Origin of the sequence: Rhizobium sp. BT-226, from assembly GCF_025847085.2 — a bacterium.
Classification (GTDB): Bacteria; Pseudomonadota; Alphaproteobacteria; order Rhizobiales; family Rhizobiaceae; genus Rhizobium; species Rhizobium sophorae.
The window spans coordinates 1,285,079-1,299,419 of record NZ_JAOYTI010000001.1; the positions used below are offsets into that span (position 1 = coordinate 1,285,079).

At 61.9% G+C, this 14,341-nt stretch carries 19 protein-coding genes; 10 read left to right on the forward strand and 9 right to left on the reverse strand.

All coding sequences use genetic code 11. The features are described 5' to 3' along the window. The first annotated feature begins 31 nt into the window (after positions 1–31). Both OIU37_RS06585 and OIU37_RS06590 read left to right on the forward strand, forming a co-directional pair. Positions 32–448, forward strand: coding sequence for a cupin domain-containing protein (locus OIU37_RS06585; RefSeq protein ID WP_264256582.1), 417 nt, complete (start codon positions 32–34; stop codon positions 446–448). 95 nt (positions 449–543) lie between these two features. Next, positions 544–2,025 (forward strand): mechanosensitive ion channel family protein, encoded by a 1,482-nt coding sequence (locus OIU37_RS06590; protein WP_264256583.1) that lies wholly within the window; start codon positions 544–546, stop codon positions 2,023–2,025. Positions 2,026–2,043: 18 nt separating this feature from the next. On the opposite strand, the gene OIU37_RS06595 is transcribed toward OIU37_RS06590, so the two are convergent. Together OIU37_RS06595 and OIU37_RS06600 are read right to left on the reverse strand one after the other, a co-directional pair. After that, positions 2,044–2,532, reverse strand: a complete 489-nt coding sequence (locus OIU37_RS06595; RefSeq protein ID WP_168310053.1) for an Rrf2 family transcriptional regulator — start codon at positions 2,530–2,532, stop codon at positions 2,044–2,046. Between the two features lie 133 nt (positions 2,533–2,665). Beyond that, positions 2,666–3,217, reverse strand: a complete 552-nt coding sequence (locus OIU37_RS06600; RefSeq protein WP_240602860.1) for a MarR family winged helix-turn-helix transcriptional regulator — start codon at positions 3,215–3,217, stop codon at positions 2,666–2,668. 145 nt (positions 3,218–3,362) lie between these two features. Between OIU37_RS06600 and OIU37_RS06605 the strand changes: the two genes are divergently transcribed. The 5 genes from OIU37_RS06605 to OIU37_RS06625 all read left to right on the forward strand — a co-directional run bounded on the left by OIU37_RS06605 (position 3,363) and on the right by OIU37_RS06625 (position 6,033). After that, on the forward strand, positions 3,363–3,698 hold the full coding sequence (locus tag OIU37_RS06605) for a cupin domain-containing protein (RefSeq protein ID WP_171604004.1): 336 nt from the start codon (positions 3,363–3,365) through the stop codon (positions 3,696–3,698). Between the two features lie 58 nt (positions 3,699–3,756). Continuing rightward, positions 3,757–4,173 carry a VOC family protein gene (locus tag OIU37_RS06610; RefSeq protein WP_171604005.1) on the forward strand — a complete coding sequence of 139 codons (417 nt, stop codon included), beginning with the start codon at positions 3,757–3,759 and terminating at the stop codon, positions 4,171–4,173. Between the two features lie 154 nt (positions 4,174–4,327). Further along, positions 4,328–4,708: a hypothetical protein gene (locus OIU37_RS06615; protein ID WP_171604006.1), complete on the forward strand. Its 381-nt coding sequence runs from the start codon at positions 4,328–4,330 to the stop codon at positions 4,706–4,708. A 30-nt stretch (positions 4,709–4,738) separates the two neighbouring features. Further along, complete coding sequence (locus OIU37_RS06620; RefSeq protein WP_171604007.1) at positions 4,739–5,254, forward strand: RNA polymerase sigma factor; 516 nt, start codon at positions 4,739–4,741, stop codon at positions 5,252–5,254. Next, positions 5,251–6,033 carry an anti-sigma factor gene (locus OIU37_RS06625; protein WP_264256587.1) on the forward strand — a complete coding sequence of 261 codons (783 nt, stop codon included), beginning with the start codon at positions 5,251–5,253 and terminating at the stop codon, positions 6,031–6,033. Before OIU37_RS06620 ends, OIU37_RS06625 begins: the two co-directional genes overlap by 4 nt. A 3-nt stretch (positions 6,034–6,036) precedes the next feature. On the opposite strand, the gene OIU37_RS06630 is transcribed toward OIU37_RS06625, so the two are convergent. From OIU37_RS06630 to OIU37_RS06645, 4 genes are all read right to left on the reverse strand, one after another. Continuing rightward, positions 6,037–6,405, reverse strand: coding sequence for a nitrile hydratase accessory protein (locus tag OIU37_RS06630; RefSeq protein WP_171604009.1), 369 nt, complete (start codon positions 6,403–6,405; stop codon positions 6,037–6,039). Further along, positions 6,392–7,051, reverse strand: a complete 660-nt coding sequence (nthB, locus tag OIU37_RS06635) for a nitrile hydratase subunit beta (RefSeq protein ID WP_182209484.1) — start codon at positions 7,049–7,051, stop codon at positions 6,392–6,394. Before nthB ends, OIU37_RS06630 begins: the two co-directional genes overlap by 14 nt. Then, entirely contained in the window at positions 7,048–7,695 is a 648-nt protein-coding gene (nthA, locus tag OIU37_RS06640; RefSeq protein WP_264256590.1) for a nitrile hydratase subunit alpha, read from the reverse strand. Before nthA ends, nthB begins: the two co-directional genes overlap by 4 nt. A gap of 95 nt (positions 7,696–7,790) precedes the next feature. Continuing rightward, the gene (locus OIU37_RS06645; RefSeq protein ID WP_264256592.1) at positions 7,791–8,291 is read right to left on the reverse strand and encodes a hypothetical protein; all 501 of its coding nucleotides are present in this window, start codon (positions 8,289–8,291) and stop codon (positions 7,791–7,793) included. A 59-nt stretch (positions 8,292–8,350) separates the two neighbouring features. Between OIU37_RS06645 and OIU37_RS06650 the strand changes: the two genes are divergently transcribed. Beyond that, positions 8,351–9,625, forward strand: coding sequence for an SDR family oxidoreductase (locus OIU37_RS06650; RefSeq protein WP_264256594.1), 1,275 nt, complete (start codon positions 8,351–8,353; stop codon positions 9,623–9,625). Further along, a complete protein-coding gene (locus OIU37_RS06655) occupies positions 9,625–10,101 on the forward strand; it encodes a DUF2269 domain-containing protein (protein ID WP_264256595.1) in 477 nt (158 codons plus the stop codon). Before OIU37_RS06650 ends, OIU37_RS06655 begins: the two co-directional genes overlap by 1 nt. Here the strand turns inward: OIU37_RS06655 and OIU37_RS06660 are convergent. Next, complete coding sequence (locus OIU37_RS06660; protein WP_264256597.1) at positions 10,093–10,686, reverse strand: LysE family translocator; 594 nt, start codon at positions 10,684–10,686, stop codon at positions 10,093–10,095. The two genes, OIU37_RS06655 and OIU37_RS06660, sit on opposite strands and share 9 nt — an antisense overlap. A gap of 152 nt (positions 10,687–10,838) precedes the next feature. Here OIU37_RS06660 and OIU37_RS06665 point away from each other — a divergent pair, with 152 nt between their 5' ends. Then, on the forward strand, positions 10,839–11,687 hold the full coding sequence (locus OIU37_RS06665) for an aldo/keto reductase (protein ID WP_264256598.1): 849 nt from the start codon (positions 10,839–10,841) through the stop codon (positions 11,685–11,687). A 115-nt stretch (positions 11,688–11,802) separates the two neighbouring features. Here OIU37_RS06665 and ilvN read toward each other — a convergent pair whose 3' ends face one another. Both ilvN and OIU37_RS06675 read right to left on the reverse strand, forming a co-directional pair. Then, the gene (ilvN, locus tag OIU37_RS06670; protein WP_168310041.1) at positions 11,803–12,375 is read right to left on the reverse strand and encodes an acetolactate synthase small subunit; all 573 of its coding nucleotides are present in this window, start codon (positions 12,373–12,375) and stop codon (positions 11,803–11,805) included. 20 nt (positions 12,376–12,395) lie between these two features. Continuing rightward, positions 12,396–14,186, reverse strand: a complete 1,791-nt coding sequence (locus OIU37_RS06675; protein WP_264256600.1) for an acetolactate synthase 3 large subunit — start codon at positions 14,184–14,186, stop codon at positions 12,396–12,398. Positions 14,187–14,341 lie beyond the last annotated feature (155 nt).

The window sequence follows — 14,341 nt, forward strand, 5'->3', positions numbered from 1 at the left end:
GTCCTCCGCATCCAGATCCAAGGAGATTCCGATGATCAAAAAATCATTCCTCGCCGCCGCCCTCGCCCTTCTGGCCGCCACCGGCGTGGCCGCACATGACAGCAGCAAGGCTGCGAAGGTCACGCTCGTTTATGAGCACCAACTTCCGAACGTGCCCGACAAGAGCATTAAGGGCGTGCTCGTCGAATATGGTCCGGGCGGCTTCTCCGAAGGCCACACCCATCCGGACTCGGCCTTCATCTACGCCACCGTGCTCGAAGGGTCGATCCGCAGCCAGGTCAATGACAACCCGGTCAAGGTCTATAAGGCTGGGGAGAGCTTCTCCGAAATGCCGGGCGACCGCCATGGCGTCAGCGCCAATGACAGCGAGACCAAGCCCGCCCGCCTGCTCGCCGTCTTCGTCGTCGACAACGACCAGAAAGAGCTGACCTATCCGCTCCAGAAGTGACAGTTCACTCCTGCCGTCCGCGCGAAGCTCCAATGCTTGCGTGGGCGGCCGAGATGCTGAATCATGTGCCGCCCGCCCCTTCCGGAGACAGAGAGATGATCTACGACGCGTTCTTCGGCAAGCCTCTGATATCGGTGATAGCAGTCGGCTCCGCCGGCATCGTCGTCTGGCATCTGCTTTCCCGCCAGCGGCCGACGACGCGACTGGTGGTGCAGATCCTGTTCTTTGGTGTGATGACGCTGATCCTCGTCGGCAGCGGCATCGAACCTCACCGGTTTCAGGGATATGGCTCGGAAGATCCGCAGGCCCCGCTCATCATCGTCGCAAAAACGCTCTGGTGGATCCATCTGGCATGGGCCGTCATCGGTTTCATCAGGCTCTATCTGGTGCTGGAGGGCAGCCCGCGAGAGGCCCGCCTGCTTCAGGATCTGGTTATCGGCGTCGTCTATATCGGCATGGCCCTGTCGGTTCTGGCCTTCGTCTTTGGCGTGCCGATCGGAACCCTCGTTGCAACCTCGGGCGTGGTCGCGATCATTCTCGGCCTGGCGCTGCAGAACACGCTCGCTGACGTCTTCTCCGGCATCGCCCTGACGCTCGGCCGGCCATACATCATCGGTGACTGGATCCTCTTGAGCGACGGCACAGAGGGGCGCGTCGTCGAAAGCAACTGGCGCGCGACGCATATCCTGACCAGCGCAAACAATATCGTCGTTCTGCCGAACAGTTTTCTGGCAAAGCTAGGCCTGACGAATGTAAGCCGGCCGGACGAGACCCATCTCTTGATCCTCACCATCCGCATCGCCCCGACGCGGATGCCGGCATCGGTCCGCCAAGTCATGGCAACGGCGCTTGCGAGCTGCAATTCGATCGTGCGCGAGCCGCCGCCGGTCGTAGCACTCAAGGGGCTGGATGCCACGGCGCTTGAGGTCGAGCTGCAGTTTCGGGTGACAAGCCCAAGCCAGCGGGTGCCGGCGCGGAACGAAGTGCTCGATCTCGTCTATCGCCATTGCAAATCCGCCGGCCTGCTGCTGGCCATTCCGCCGTCGGCGACGGTGCTGACCGCCGATCTGCCGACGGAAGAAAGCGCAAAGCCGCCGAGCGTAACGCCGCTTGCCCTGATCGAGGCCATTCCGGTCTTTACGACGCTGACATCCGATGAGAAGCGCAGGCTCGCCGAAACCACGACTGTCCGGGAGTTCCGCAAGGGCGATGTGATCGTGCGGGAGGACGAAATGCTCCCCTCACTGATGATGGTGCGCGCCGGCATCATCGCAGCGCGGAACGCAGGCGAGGAACGCGGACGGCTCGCGCCGGGCGACTTTTTTGGAGAGACCGGACTCCTCGCCGGCATGCAGGAAGTCTGCACCCTGGAGGCTCTGACCCCCGTAACCGCCTATGAGATCGATCAGGAGGCCTTCGCGCCGCTGCTAAGCGAACGCCCGGCGCTGGCAGAAGAAATCGCCGACCATCTCGCCAGCCGCGCCGAGCGTTTCCGCAACGGCGCCCCCTTGCCCCCGGAACATGCCCGCAACGCGCATGCCATCCTGAAGACCATCAGGACCATCTTCAAGGCGTAGAGATCGGCGCCCCCCCGCTCAGCCGGCGCGCTTGAGCACCCATTCGAACGTGCTGCGCCAAATGTCGGCCGGCACTTCCTCGGACAAGGTGCCGACCAGATCGGAAAGCCGGACGCGCCTCAGCGTATCCCGCCAGGCCTCGTCGGCCTCCCACATGATGCGCGCCACCGCGCATGGCTTGCTGTCGCAATACCCTTCCGGCCGGCAGGGATTGTTCGCCCGGATATTCGTACAGGTGAAGCTGCGGGCCTTCCCCTCGACCGCCTCGACGATCTCGAGAAAATTGATATCCGAGGGGGTCTTGGCAAGCCTGTAGCCGCCACTCGGACCGAGCGTGGTCTCGACCAGCGATGCCTGCGAAAGGTTCTGCAGCGCCTTGGACAGATATTCCTTCGGCAGGCCGTGGAGCTCGGCGAGCGCCTTGGTGGAAAGATACCTGCCCTCTGGCAGGCCCGCGAGAATGGCGCAGCAGTGAAGCGCCCACTCGACCTGGCTTTTCAGGATCATTCAGCAACTCGTGTGATGGCTGGTTCTGCCAATGGAATTAAGGACATATCATATCCGAAAATCGACATGATGTAAATGAACTGCAAAAGCAGCGTGTTGCTGCCTGAAAGGCGATGCGGGCTCCGATCTCCGCTCAGCCCCCGTTCTCGTCCTCTCCCTGCGCCTGCTCGTTTTCAATTCCCGCAATCAGCTTGCGCAGCAGCACAGCGAGCGCCTCGCGCTCCTTTCCGTCAAGAGCCTGCAGAAACGAAGATTCGCTCGCCATGTCGGTGCGGAAGGCCTTTTCGGCGAGTGCCGCACCCGCCTCGCTCAATGCCACCAATACGCTGCGCCCATCGCGCGGCGATTTCTCCCGGCGGATCAGTCCCGCCTTCTCCAGCCGGTCGAGCCTGTGGGTCAGGCCTCCCGAGGAGATCATCAGCGCCGAATACATCTCCGTCGGGGTCAGCCGGTAAGGCGGTCCGGAACGGCGAAGCGTTGCGATCACGTCGAATTCGCCGCGGTCGAGGCCAAAATCGGCAAAGGTCGCCTCAATGCTCGGGCGCACCAGGTTCGACAGCCGAAAGGCCCGGCCCAGGATCGCCATCGGCTCGGTGTCGAGGTCGGGTAGTTCCAGCGCCCATTGCCGGCGCAGCCGGTCGACATGATCCTCGTAGGAGCCGTCTCCTTTAGTTCCATTCGTCATTTTCTGCCTCATATGCCACCACAGCCGAGACATACACCTTCCATCCATATCAAGGAAGATATCTTGACAGGAAGACAGTTTTGAGGATATATCTTCTCGCGAAGATAGTTTTGTGATCGCAGATGGCACCTGCAGGAGGCACGTGATGTTCAGTATTCTTCGCCACCAGGAACCGCGCCCCGATCAGAGCCGCACGGTCCGCTTCGAAGGCCGCGACCATGGCGGCGAGATATCGCTTTTCCTGGTCGACAATGAGCCCGGCCAAGGGCCTGACCTGCATGTTCACCCCTATTCCGAAACGTGGGCCGTCAGGAAAGGCGAAGCCGAATTTACCGTAGGCGACGCCAAGACCCGCGCCTTTCCCGGCGATATCGTCGTCGTGGCCGCCAACATTCCCCACCGCTTCGAGAATGTCGGCACCGGACGACTCGAAATCGTCTGTATTCATGCCAGCGAGACGATCGTGCAGGAATTTGTGTGAGCCGAGCCGCCGCCTGGAAAACAAAGCCCGAAAGACAAAAGAAGAGGAGAGAACTGCAATGCCCAAGATGATCTTCGTGAACCTGCCGGTAAAAGACCTTGCTGCTGCGACCCGCTTCTACGAAGCGATCGGCTGCAGCAAGAACGAACAGTTCAGCGACCATCAGGCGTCGAATATGGTCTGGTCCGACGCCATCTTCTTCCACCTGCTGACGCGCGATTTTTTCGCGACCTTCACGCCAAAGCCTGTCGCCGAAGCGCAAAAGGCGAGCGAAGTGCTGATCGCCCTGACGATGGACAGCCGCGAAGAAGTGGACGCTATCGTCGAGGCAGCCGCGGCCGCCGGGGGCAAAGCCGATCCGCGCGCGCCGACGGACATGGGCTGGCTCTACAACCGTGCCTTCGAAGATCCCGATGGCCATATTTTTGAAGCGGTCTGGGTCGACATGGCGGCGGCGACCGCCACCGGAGAATAGCCGGTAAGGCGCCGACACGCCATGGCGGGCGAAACGGGCTTCGGCCCACCTCGCCCGCCATGAAAACTTTTGCTGCGCCTGGAATAAAACCACCGCGCCTCGTGTCTTATCTCAGGTAGCGCAAGATTGCGTGCCCAACCTGAGGAGAGACATCATGAAATCCGTGAAATTCCTGTCCGTCTTGGCGGCCGCCGCCCTTGCCGCGACCGCTGCTTTCGCCGCCGCTCCTGTCACGACCGTGGAATCCGCCAAGGGCAAGGTGCTTGCCGGCGAAAACGGCATGACGCTCTACACTTTCAAGAAGGACGTGAAGGGCGTTTCCAACTGCTACGATGATTGCGCCAAGAATTGGCCTCCGCTGATGGCGGCTTCCGATGCCAAGGCTGATGGTGCATATTCGATCATCGACCGTAAGGATGGCACGAAGCAATGGGCCAAGGACGGCATGCCGCTCTATTATTGGGTCAAGGACAAGAAGACGGGCGACATCACCGGCGACGGCGTCGGCGGCAACTGGGATCTCGCCAAACCTTGATAGTCGGGCCCTGATGCCAAGAGAGCCGGCATGAAGATACCCGCACCCGAAAGTTTCGAGGGCCAGATCCTGGCCCTCCTGCCCTCGCTCAGGCGTTATTCGCGCAGCCTGACGCGCTCGGATGCCGATGGCGAGGACCTGCTCCAGGATTGTGTCGAAAAGGTTCTCACGCGCCGCGGCCAATGGCGCGGCCTCAACCTGCGCGGCTGGGTCCTGACTATCATGACCAATCTCTACCGCAACGGCCGGCGCGGCAAGACGCGCGACGGCCTTGTCGAGCTCGGTGCCGCAGAAAATCTGGCCGCGTCCGAACCGCCCGCCGATCCGCTGGAACGTGCCCGGCTGGACGATGCGCTGAACAGCCTTTCAGAGGAACACCGCGCCGTGCTGATGCTGGTCGTCATCGAGGGATACACCTATGGCGAGGTCGCCGCCGCGCTCGATATCCCGATCGGCACCGTCATGTCGCGCCTGTCGCGCGCCCGCCGGCGCGTCGCCGAGCGATTGAAAGCCGACAACATCATTACGCTTCGGAGACCGAAATGAACGAGACCAATCCGAGCGTCACCGAAGCCGACCTTCACGCCTATGCCGACGGCCAGCTGCCGGAAACGGTGCGCGCCCGCATCGAGACCTTCCTGGCCGACAATCCCGACGAGGCGGTGATAGTCGCCGAATGGCAGGCGCAGAATTCAGCCATCCGATCGCTGTTTGCCGGTTATGAGAAGGCGAAGGATACCGATCCTCTGCTCGTCGTCCCCCCGCGCGCCGTTTCATCGGGACCGAAACGCTGGGCGATTGCCGCATCAGCCCTCCTCGTCTTCACGCTCGGCGCCGTCAGCGGCCATTATGGCCCCGCGCTTCTGGAAAAGCCGGAGTTACAGCTTGCCGGCTCCGAGACCCTGCCGAAACAGGCCCAGACCGCTTTCACGGTCTATGCCGCCGAGGTTCGCCATCCCGTCGAGGTCTTTGCAAACGAGGAGGTCCACCTCGCCACCTGGCTCGGTAAGCGCCTGGCAATCCAGAACCTCAAGATCCCGAACCTGCAGCCGCTCGGCTTCAAGCTTGTCGGCGGCCGCCTGCTGCCGGTCGACGGCAGGCCGGGTGCCATGTTCATGTATGAAAACCAGGCCGGCGAGCGCCTGACCGTCATGGTCGGCCGCAACACGGAGAACCGCACGACGAGCTTCCGCTTCGCCTCATCGGGCAATCTCGAAACCTTCTACTGGATCGACGGCGAACTCGGTTATGCCGTCACCGGCGAAATCTCCCGCGAGACGCTGCGTCAGGTGGCCGAGGAGTGCTACAAGCAGTTCCCGTCGTGAGGATCAGCGTGAGGGATCGTTGCAAAGCTCGATCGGCCGTCCGTGCGGCGTCGCTTCCGCCGCCCGCTGCCAGCTCTGCTGCAGCGCCAGGATCGTTTCCGCATCGGCGATGCCGTTGTCGACGATGAGGTCGGAGAGTGCCGCCACCCAGCAGTCGAAATAGTCGCTGCCATCTTCGGCCCGGCCGGGCTTGTGCAATTGCGCGGAAAGCGTTTCAGCCCATTCGCTCCAGCTGAACAGGCCTTGTGCGTGCAGGTGCACGGTCATGGCAAAAGCCTCTGCCGCCCATGGCTCGGGAAAAACCGGCTCGCCCTCCGGCGACCTCGGCAGGCTGGGCGATTGCGTCAGCGGCGACATTTCATGCCGGCTCAAGGTAGCTCTCCCACGCATCGATCGACACCGTCAGCGTCGGATCGGCATCTCCGCCCCAAATCTCCTCGCCGTCGAAAACGACCGTATAGAGCCATTGCGGGTTTTCGCCCTTGCCATGTGCATTGTCGTCAGGGAAAACGAAAGAGCCCTGCACTGCCTCGACCACACCGGTCCTGGCCCTGGCATAACGCGGCAGGCGCGTATGCGTCGTCGGATTGAAATTCTTCGTCCTCACCGTCTCGCCGACCGCAAAGAGCGGCGCGGTCTTAACAGGACGATCGCAAGGCCCGCCCTTCGCCAGAACGCCGGGCACCATGTCCGCCTTCAGCACCCGCTTCGGAACGGCTCCTGGCTGCTGCGCATGGCCGGACAGCAGCTCCTCACGAGTCGCAAAACCATGCCGTTCGAGCAGCTTATCGATGCCGCGGATCCAGATCTCGTAATAGCTGGCGGCGAGGTAATCGGCCGGCGGAATATTCTCGCGCGCATGCCGGCTTTCATCGATCGTCCATGCGCCGAAAGCGCCGCAGGAAATCGTAATGCCGAGCGCCCGCTTTTCCCATTCGGCATGGAAATAGGGCTCGTCCTTTTCGGGCGCGACCGGCCCAAAGCCCATCTGCCCGCCGAGATCGTGCGGTCCGTTCATGTGGCGCTCCCCGGCCTGCGGGCAACGGCCGTGCCGATCATCGCATCGCGACTGACGAGGCCGGCGAGCGTCTGCTCATCCATTCCATCGGTCCCTTCGGGCCGTTCGGGAATGACGAGGTAACGCAGTTCCGCCGTCGAATCCCAGACGCGGATCTTCTTGTCCTCCGGCAGGGTCAGACCGAATTCGGCCAGCACGCCGCGCGGATCGATGACGGCGCGCGAGCGATAGGCCGGCGCCTTGTACCAGACCGGCGGCAGGCCAAGCACCGACCAGGGATAACAAGAGCAGAGCGTGCAGACGACGAGATTATGGGTCTCTGCTGTATTGAAGACGGCGCGCATATGCTCGCCCTGTCGGCCGGTATAACCGAGGCTGGCGATGGCCGCCGTCGCATCACGCTTCAGCCAGTCGGCGAAATCGGCATCGCTCCAGGCCTTGGCGACGACATGCGCGCCGTTTCTCGGTCCCACCTTCGTCTCGTAGGTCTCGACGATCGCATCGATCGCCCCCGGATCAATCAGCCCCTTCTCCGTCAGCAACGTCTCCAGCGCTTTGACGCGCGCCTGCATGTCCGAATAGTGATTGTCGTGATCGTGCCCATGGGCATGACTGTGGTCGTGCTCGTCGTCATGGTCGTGCAAGGCGAAGCCCTCCCGAAACTACCCGCTATTTCTAGGTCCTGTTGACAAAGTCTGCCTCGGCGTTGGTAGCCTTGAGTCGGGCCGAAGGCATAGTTCTAATCCTGATCCGCGAACTGAATGACGTTGCGATCGAAGTGACCGCGCAGAATGAAGATATCATGCGCCTGCTCCGCTGCTTTTCTCAATCGCTCCCATAGGGCGGTTCCGATTAGATCCTCGAGCCTGGAATAACCCTCAGGCATTTCGTCCGCAACTGCATCCCAAATTCTATGAAACTCTCGGATGGCAATCTGCTCTTGACGAGAGAAAACGGGCTCGAGGTATGTGTCGAATCCTTCTACTCGTACCCAGTTCTCCCACTGATTGATCGCTTCGATAGGAACATTCACGTGGGGTACATCTGCCTGGTATTTCCGCTGCAGCTGGTAATTCCCGACCCATTCGAAGTAATCGATGATGCCTTCGCGAATGCGTTGGTCCAGAAGAACCATAGGGATAGACTCAGACACTTTTTGAACCTTGACGCTGATTGCCGAAGTTTCATCTTGCGACCATGACGCCGATGTTCTTGGGACTTTGTCAACGGGGGTCAACATATGCCGCAGGTCCGCCAAGCCCTTCTATGCGCCGGAGACTTTTCAGCTAATCTCCTGCCATGAACATCCTGATTCTCGGCGCAACCGGCTTCATAGGCTCCGTCGTCGCGGCCCGGCTTGCCGCCGACGGCCACGCGGTGACCGGGCTCGGCCGCAATACGACGCGTGCGCGCCAGAAACAGCAGGCGATAGACTGGCGGCGCGCAGATCTCTCGCGCATGACGAAACCAGCGGATTGGGACGATATCCTCAAGGACCGGAATGTCGTCGTCAACTGCGCCGGCGCCCTGCAGGACGGGCTGTCGGACGATCTGTCGGCCACCCAGGCAGAGGCGATGCTGGCGCTCTATTCCGCCGCAAAAAGCTCGTCGCGTCCGCTGATCGTGCAGATATCGGCAAGGACGGCGGGAGCGGCGGGCGACCTGCCCTTCCTTGCCACCAAGCGGCGAGCCGACGAGGCGCTGGCGGCAAGCGGCCTGCCTTACCTCATCCTGCGCCCTGCCCTCGTTCTCGGCCGCAATGCCCATGGCGGTTCGGCGCTGCTACGGGCGCTTGCAGCCTTTCCCCTGGTGCTGCCGCTGGTCCATGCCGAAAGTCCGGTCGAAACACTTTCGGTGGACGATGTGGCGGAAGCCGTGTCGCGGGCAGTCTCCGGCGGCATCTCCGGCGATATCGATCTTGCCGCCGACGAAGTTCTGCCGCTCGCCGATCTCGTCCGCCTTCACCGCCAGTGGCTCGGCCTGCCGCCCGCCCGCGTGTTCGCTCTTCCCAACTGGCTTGCTGGCCCGGTCACGTGGCTGGCCGATCTGTCGGGACTGCTCGGCTGGCGTTCGCCGCTGCGCTCGACGGCGATGACCGTCATGTCCGAAGGCGTGCGGAGCTCAAAAAAAGGGAGCGGCCTTGCCGCGACACCCGCGGCAGCAACGCTCGCGGCCAATCCCTCCGGCGTACAGGATCTCTGGTTTGCCAGGCTCTATCTTTTGAAGCCGCTCGTCATATCGGGCCTATCCGCTTTCTGGCTGCTCTCAGGTGTGATCCCGCTGCTGGCGCTGGAGAAGACGTCCGCTCACTTCCTGCCGTTCATGCCTGAGGCCGCGGCAACGGTGCTGACGCTTGCAACCTGTCTGATCGACATCGCTCTGGGCGTAGCCGTCCTCCTTCGTCCGCTGGCGAAAGGCGCCCTTCTCGGCATGCTGGCCGTGTCGTTCGCCTATCTTGCCGGCGCCAGCCTGCTCGAACCCGCGCTCTGGCTCGATCCGCTCGGCCCCCTCGTCAAGGTGCTGCCATCGATCCTGCTGACGTTCACCGCACTGGCCATCCTGGATGAACGCTGATGCTTGAGGAATGGCTGCTGCTTGCCCATGTCATCGGCGCGACCGTGCTCTTCGGCACCGGCGCCGGCATCGCCTTTTTCATGGTGATGGCGCACCGGACACGCGATCCCAAGCTGATCGCCCATGTTGCGGCAACGGTAGTGGTCGCCGACACCCTCTTTACCGCCACCGCAGTCATTCTCCAGCCGGTGACCGGCTATCTGCTGGCCCGGTCGATCGGCTGGGAACTGTCGGAGGGCTGGATTGCGCTGTCGCTGCTGCTTTATGTCGTAACCGGCCTGTTCTGGCTGCCCGTCGTCTGGATCCAGATCCGGCTGCGCGATATTGCGCGCGCCGCAGCAGCGGCGGGAAAAGCCCTGCCGCCGGCCTATTTCAGCCTCTACCACATCTGGTTCGCCTGCGGCTTTCCGGCCTTCTTCGCCGTCATCGGCATTCTCTGGCTGATGCTCATGAAGCCGGCAATCACTCTATTTTAGCATCGGCCAGAGGCTCGCCACCAACAGCACTGCCATGCTGATATTGAACCATTTCAACCGCACCGGATCGGAAAGCCATTCCCTCAGCGCCGAGCCGAAACCGGCCCAGGTCGAAACGCTGGGCACATTGACTGCCGCGAAAGCGAGACCCACGATCAGCACGCTGACGAGGTAGAGTTGCGGATTGGTATAGGTCGCCATCGCGGTCACCGCCATCACCCAGGCTTTCGGGTTGACCCACTGGAAGGCGGCGGCGGCGAGGAACGACATCGGCTCAGCGCCGGTTCTGCCTTCGCTGAGCGAGCGCGAGGAAGCGATCTTCCAGGCGATCCAGACGAGATAGGCGCCGCCCGCAAACTTCAGCGCCGTATAGATCACAGGTATCGTTTGCAGCAGCGCGCCAAGCCCGAGGCCGACGCCGAGCAACAGCACGAAGAAGCCGGCACCGATCCCGAACATATGCGGGATCGTCCTGCGGAAACCGAAATTCACGCCCGATGCGAAGAGCATCATATTGTTCGGCCCCGGCGTGATCGAGGTCGTGAAGGCGAAGAGAACGAGGGCGAGAAACGTATCCAGCGGCATGAAACCTCCCGGGACCGGCCATCCTTCGCAGCCGATTTCATTTAGGTCAATGTAACTGTCCTAAATTGCTGATGCCATTACATCATTGTCATGGAGACAGGATTACTTGAAAGATAAGAATTGGCGGCAATCTCCCCCAAATGGAAAAGATCATGCAAGACGACCCGATCCCGACGATCACCTTCCCGAACGGCGCGCAAGTGCCGGCGCTCGGCCAGGGAACCTGGGCCATGGGCGAGGATGCCGGCCATGCCAAGGCCGAGATCGAAAGCCTCAAGGCAGGCATCGATCTCGGCATGACGCTAATCGACACCGCCGAAATGTACGGTGACGGTGGCGCTGAAGAGATCGTCGGCCAGGCGATCAGGGGCCGGCGCGACGAGGTCTTCATCGTCAGCAAGGTCTATCCTTGGAATGCCAGCCTGAAAGGCACGATCGAGGCTTGCGAGCACAGTCTCGAACGGTTGGGCACTGACCGCATCGATCTCTATCTCTTGCACTGGCGCGGCAACTATCCGCTCGCCGAGACCGTCGCCGCTTTCGAAACGCTGAAGGCATCAAGCAAGATCGGCGCCTGGGGCGTCTCCAACTTCGACACCGACGACATGGAGGAACTGCTCCGCGTGCCCGACGGCGCCAACGTCGCCGCCAACCAGGTGCTCTACAATCTCTCCCGCCGCGGCATCGAATTCGACCTGCTGCCCTGGTGCCAGAACCGCGGCATTCCCATCATGGCCTATTCGCCGATCGAACAGGGACATATCCTGCACCATCCCGAACTGATCCGCATCGCCAAGGCCTATCAGGCGACACCCGCCCAGCTGGCGCTCGCCTTCCTGCTCGAACGCGACGGCGTCATCGTCATCCCGAAAACGTCGACTGCCGAACGAGTTCGCGAAAACCGCGACTGTATCTCGCTCGATATCACCGACGACGACTGGGAGGCACTGGACGCCGCCTTCCCGCCGCCGGCAAAGAAAAAGCCGTTGGAAATGCTGTGATCGCCGACTCCTCTTTCGTCATGCTCGGGCTTGTCCCGAGTATCTACTACCGGTTGATATGTAGCAGACCCTCGGCACAGGCCGAGGATGACGCCAAGCAAAGGGCGATGCGAACTCACATCCCCTGCGCGCCGCGGTTCATCGCGGCAATGCCGGTACGGCAGACCTCGATCAGGCCAAGCGGCTTCATGATCGCCACGAACTGGTCGATCTTCGACGACTTGCCGGTGATTTCAAGAATGAAATGACCAACCGTCGCATCCACCACCTTGGCATGGAAGGCATCGGCAAGGCGCAGGGTCTCGGCGCGCATCTCGCCCTCGCCGATCACCTTGATTAGTGCCACTTCGCGCTCGATCGGCCGATCCTGGCCGAGTTCGCGGGCGCGCACCGTCAGGTCAACGACGCGATGCACCGGCACGATGCGTTCCAACTGCGCCTTGATCTGTTCCAGCACCTGCGGCGTGCCGCGTGTGACGACGGTGATCCGGGAAAGATGCGCCTGGTGCTCGGTCTCGGAGACCGTCAGGCTCTCGATATTGTATCCGCGGCCGGAAAACAGGCCAATGACCCGGGCAAGAACCCCCGGTTCGTTGTCGACGAGAACCGAAAGCGTGTGGCTTTCGACAGCCGCCGTTTCCGGCGAAATGAAGTAAGCGGAGCCCGTGGGCTGTAGGTGAGCGTTCATGTCCTTGGTCCCTTCCCTTATTATACGAGCGCGCGGCCCTTGGCGTCGATCGCATTGGCGACCGCTTCGTCGGTGGCTTCGTCCGGCAACAGCATTTCGTTATGGGCCTTGCCCGAGGGGATCATCGGGAAACAATTGGCGAGATTGGCGACGCGGCAATCGAAGATGACGGGCTTCCTGACCTCGATCATCTCGAGAATGGTGTCGTCGAGCTGATCCGGCTTTTCGCAGCGCAGGCCGACGGCGCCATAGGCCTCCGCCAGCTTGACGAAATCGGGCATCGCCTCCGTATAGGAATTCGACAGGCGGTTGCCGTGCAGCAGCTGCTGCCACTGGCGCACCATGCCCATATACTGGTTGTTCATGATGAAGATCTTGATCGGCGCATCGTGCTGGATTGCCGCCGACATTTCCTGGATGCACATCTGGATCGAGGCGTCGCCGGCAATGTCGATGACGAGGCTGTCGGGATGGGCGATCTGCACGCCGAGCGCGGCCGGCAGGCCGTAGCCCATCGTGCCGAGGCCGCCCGAGGTCATCCAGCGGTTCGGCTGCTCGAAGCCGAAGAACTGCGCCGCCCACATCTGGTGCTGGCCGACCTCGGTGGTGATGTAGGTATCGCGGTCCTTGGTGTGGGCGAAGAGCCGCTCCAACGCATATTGCGGCATGATGACATCATTGCTCTTCGTATAGGCGAAGGAGTTGCGCGCCCGCCAGCGGCCGATATCGGTCCACCAGTCATCGAGGCGGCCCTTTTCCGGTTTCTTCGGCAGCGCCCGCCACAGGCGGACCATGTCTTCAAGCACATGCCCGACATCGCCGCGGATGCCGATATCGACCCGGACGTTCTTATTGATCGAGGACGGATCGATATCGATATGGATCTTCTTCGAATTCGGCGAAAAGGCATTGAGACGGCCGGTGATGCGGTCATCGAAGCGGGCGCCGATGCAGACCATGACATCGCAGTCGTGCATCGCCATGTTGGCCTCGTAGGAGCCGTGCATGCCGAGCATCTTCAGCCAGTTTTTGCCGGAAGCAGGATAGGCGCCGAGGCCCATCAGCGTCGAGGTGATCGGGAAACCGGTGAGCTCGACCAGCTCGCGCAGCAGCTTGGAAGCCTCGGGGCCGGAATTGATGACGCCGCCGCCGGAATAGATGATCGGACGGCGCGCATTCGCCATCAGTTCGATCGCGGCATGGATCTGGTTGAGGTCGCCCTGGATCTTCGGCTGGTAGCTCTTCTGGATCGCGTAATCGGCGGGCGGCGTGTAGGTGCCGGTCGCAAACTGCACGTCTTTCGGAATATCGACGACGACAGGCCCCGGCCGACCGGACTGGGCGATGCGGAAGGCCTCATGAATGATGGCGGCGAGCTGGTTCACATCCTTGACCAGCCAGTTGTGCTTGGTGCAGGGCCGGGTGATGCCGACCGTATCGCACTCCTGGAAGGCGTCGGAGCCGATCAGTGGGGTCGGAACCTGACCGGTCAGGCAGACGAGGGGGATCGAATCCATCAGCGCGTCCTGCAGCGGCGTGACGGCATTGGTGGCGCCCGGACCTGAGGTCACCAGCATGACGCCGACCTTGCCGGTGGAGCGCGCGTAACCTTCGGCCGCATGGCCAGCCCCCTGCTCATGGCGGACAAGGATGTGCTTGACGTCGTCCTGCTGGAAGATCTCGTCATAGATCGGCAGGACCGCACCGCCGGGATAGCCGAAGATATGTTCGACGCCATTGTCCTTCAGCGCCTTGAGAACGATCTCCGCTCCCGTCATCCGATTGCCTGCCGCCTGATTGTCCGTGCTCATCTGTCTGTTCCGTTTATGCTGGGATTTGCGTTTGTGGCCGGAAGCCCTGATTTCGGGCATAAAAAAAGGCCCCGGAGGAGCCTGTCATCTAGCGCATGGGTGGCTACCGCCGGATGGTTACACCATCCTGCCCATGCGCTTTCCCACCACGATAA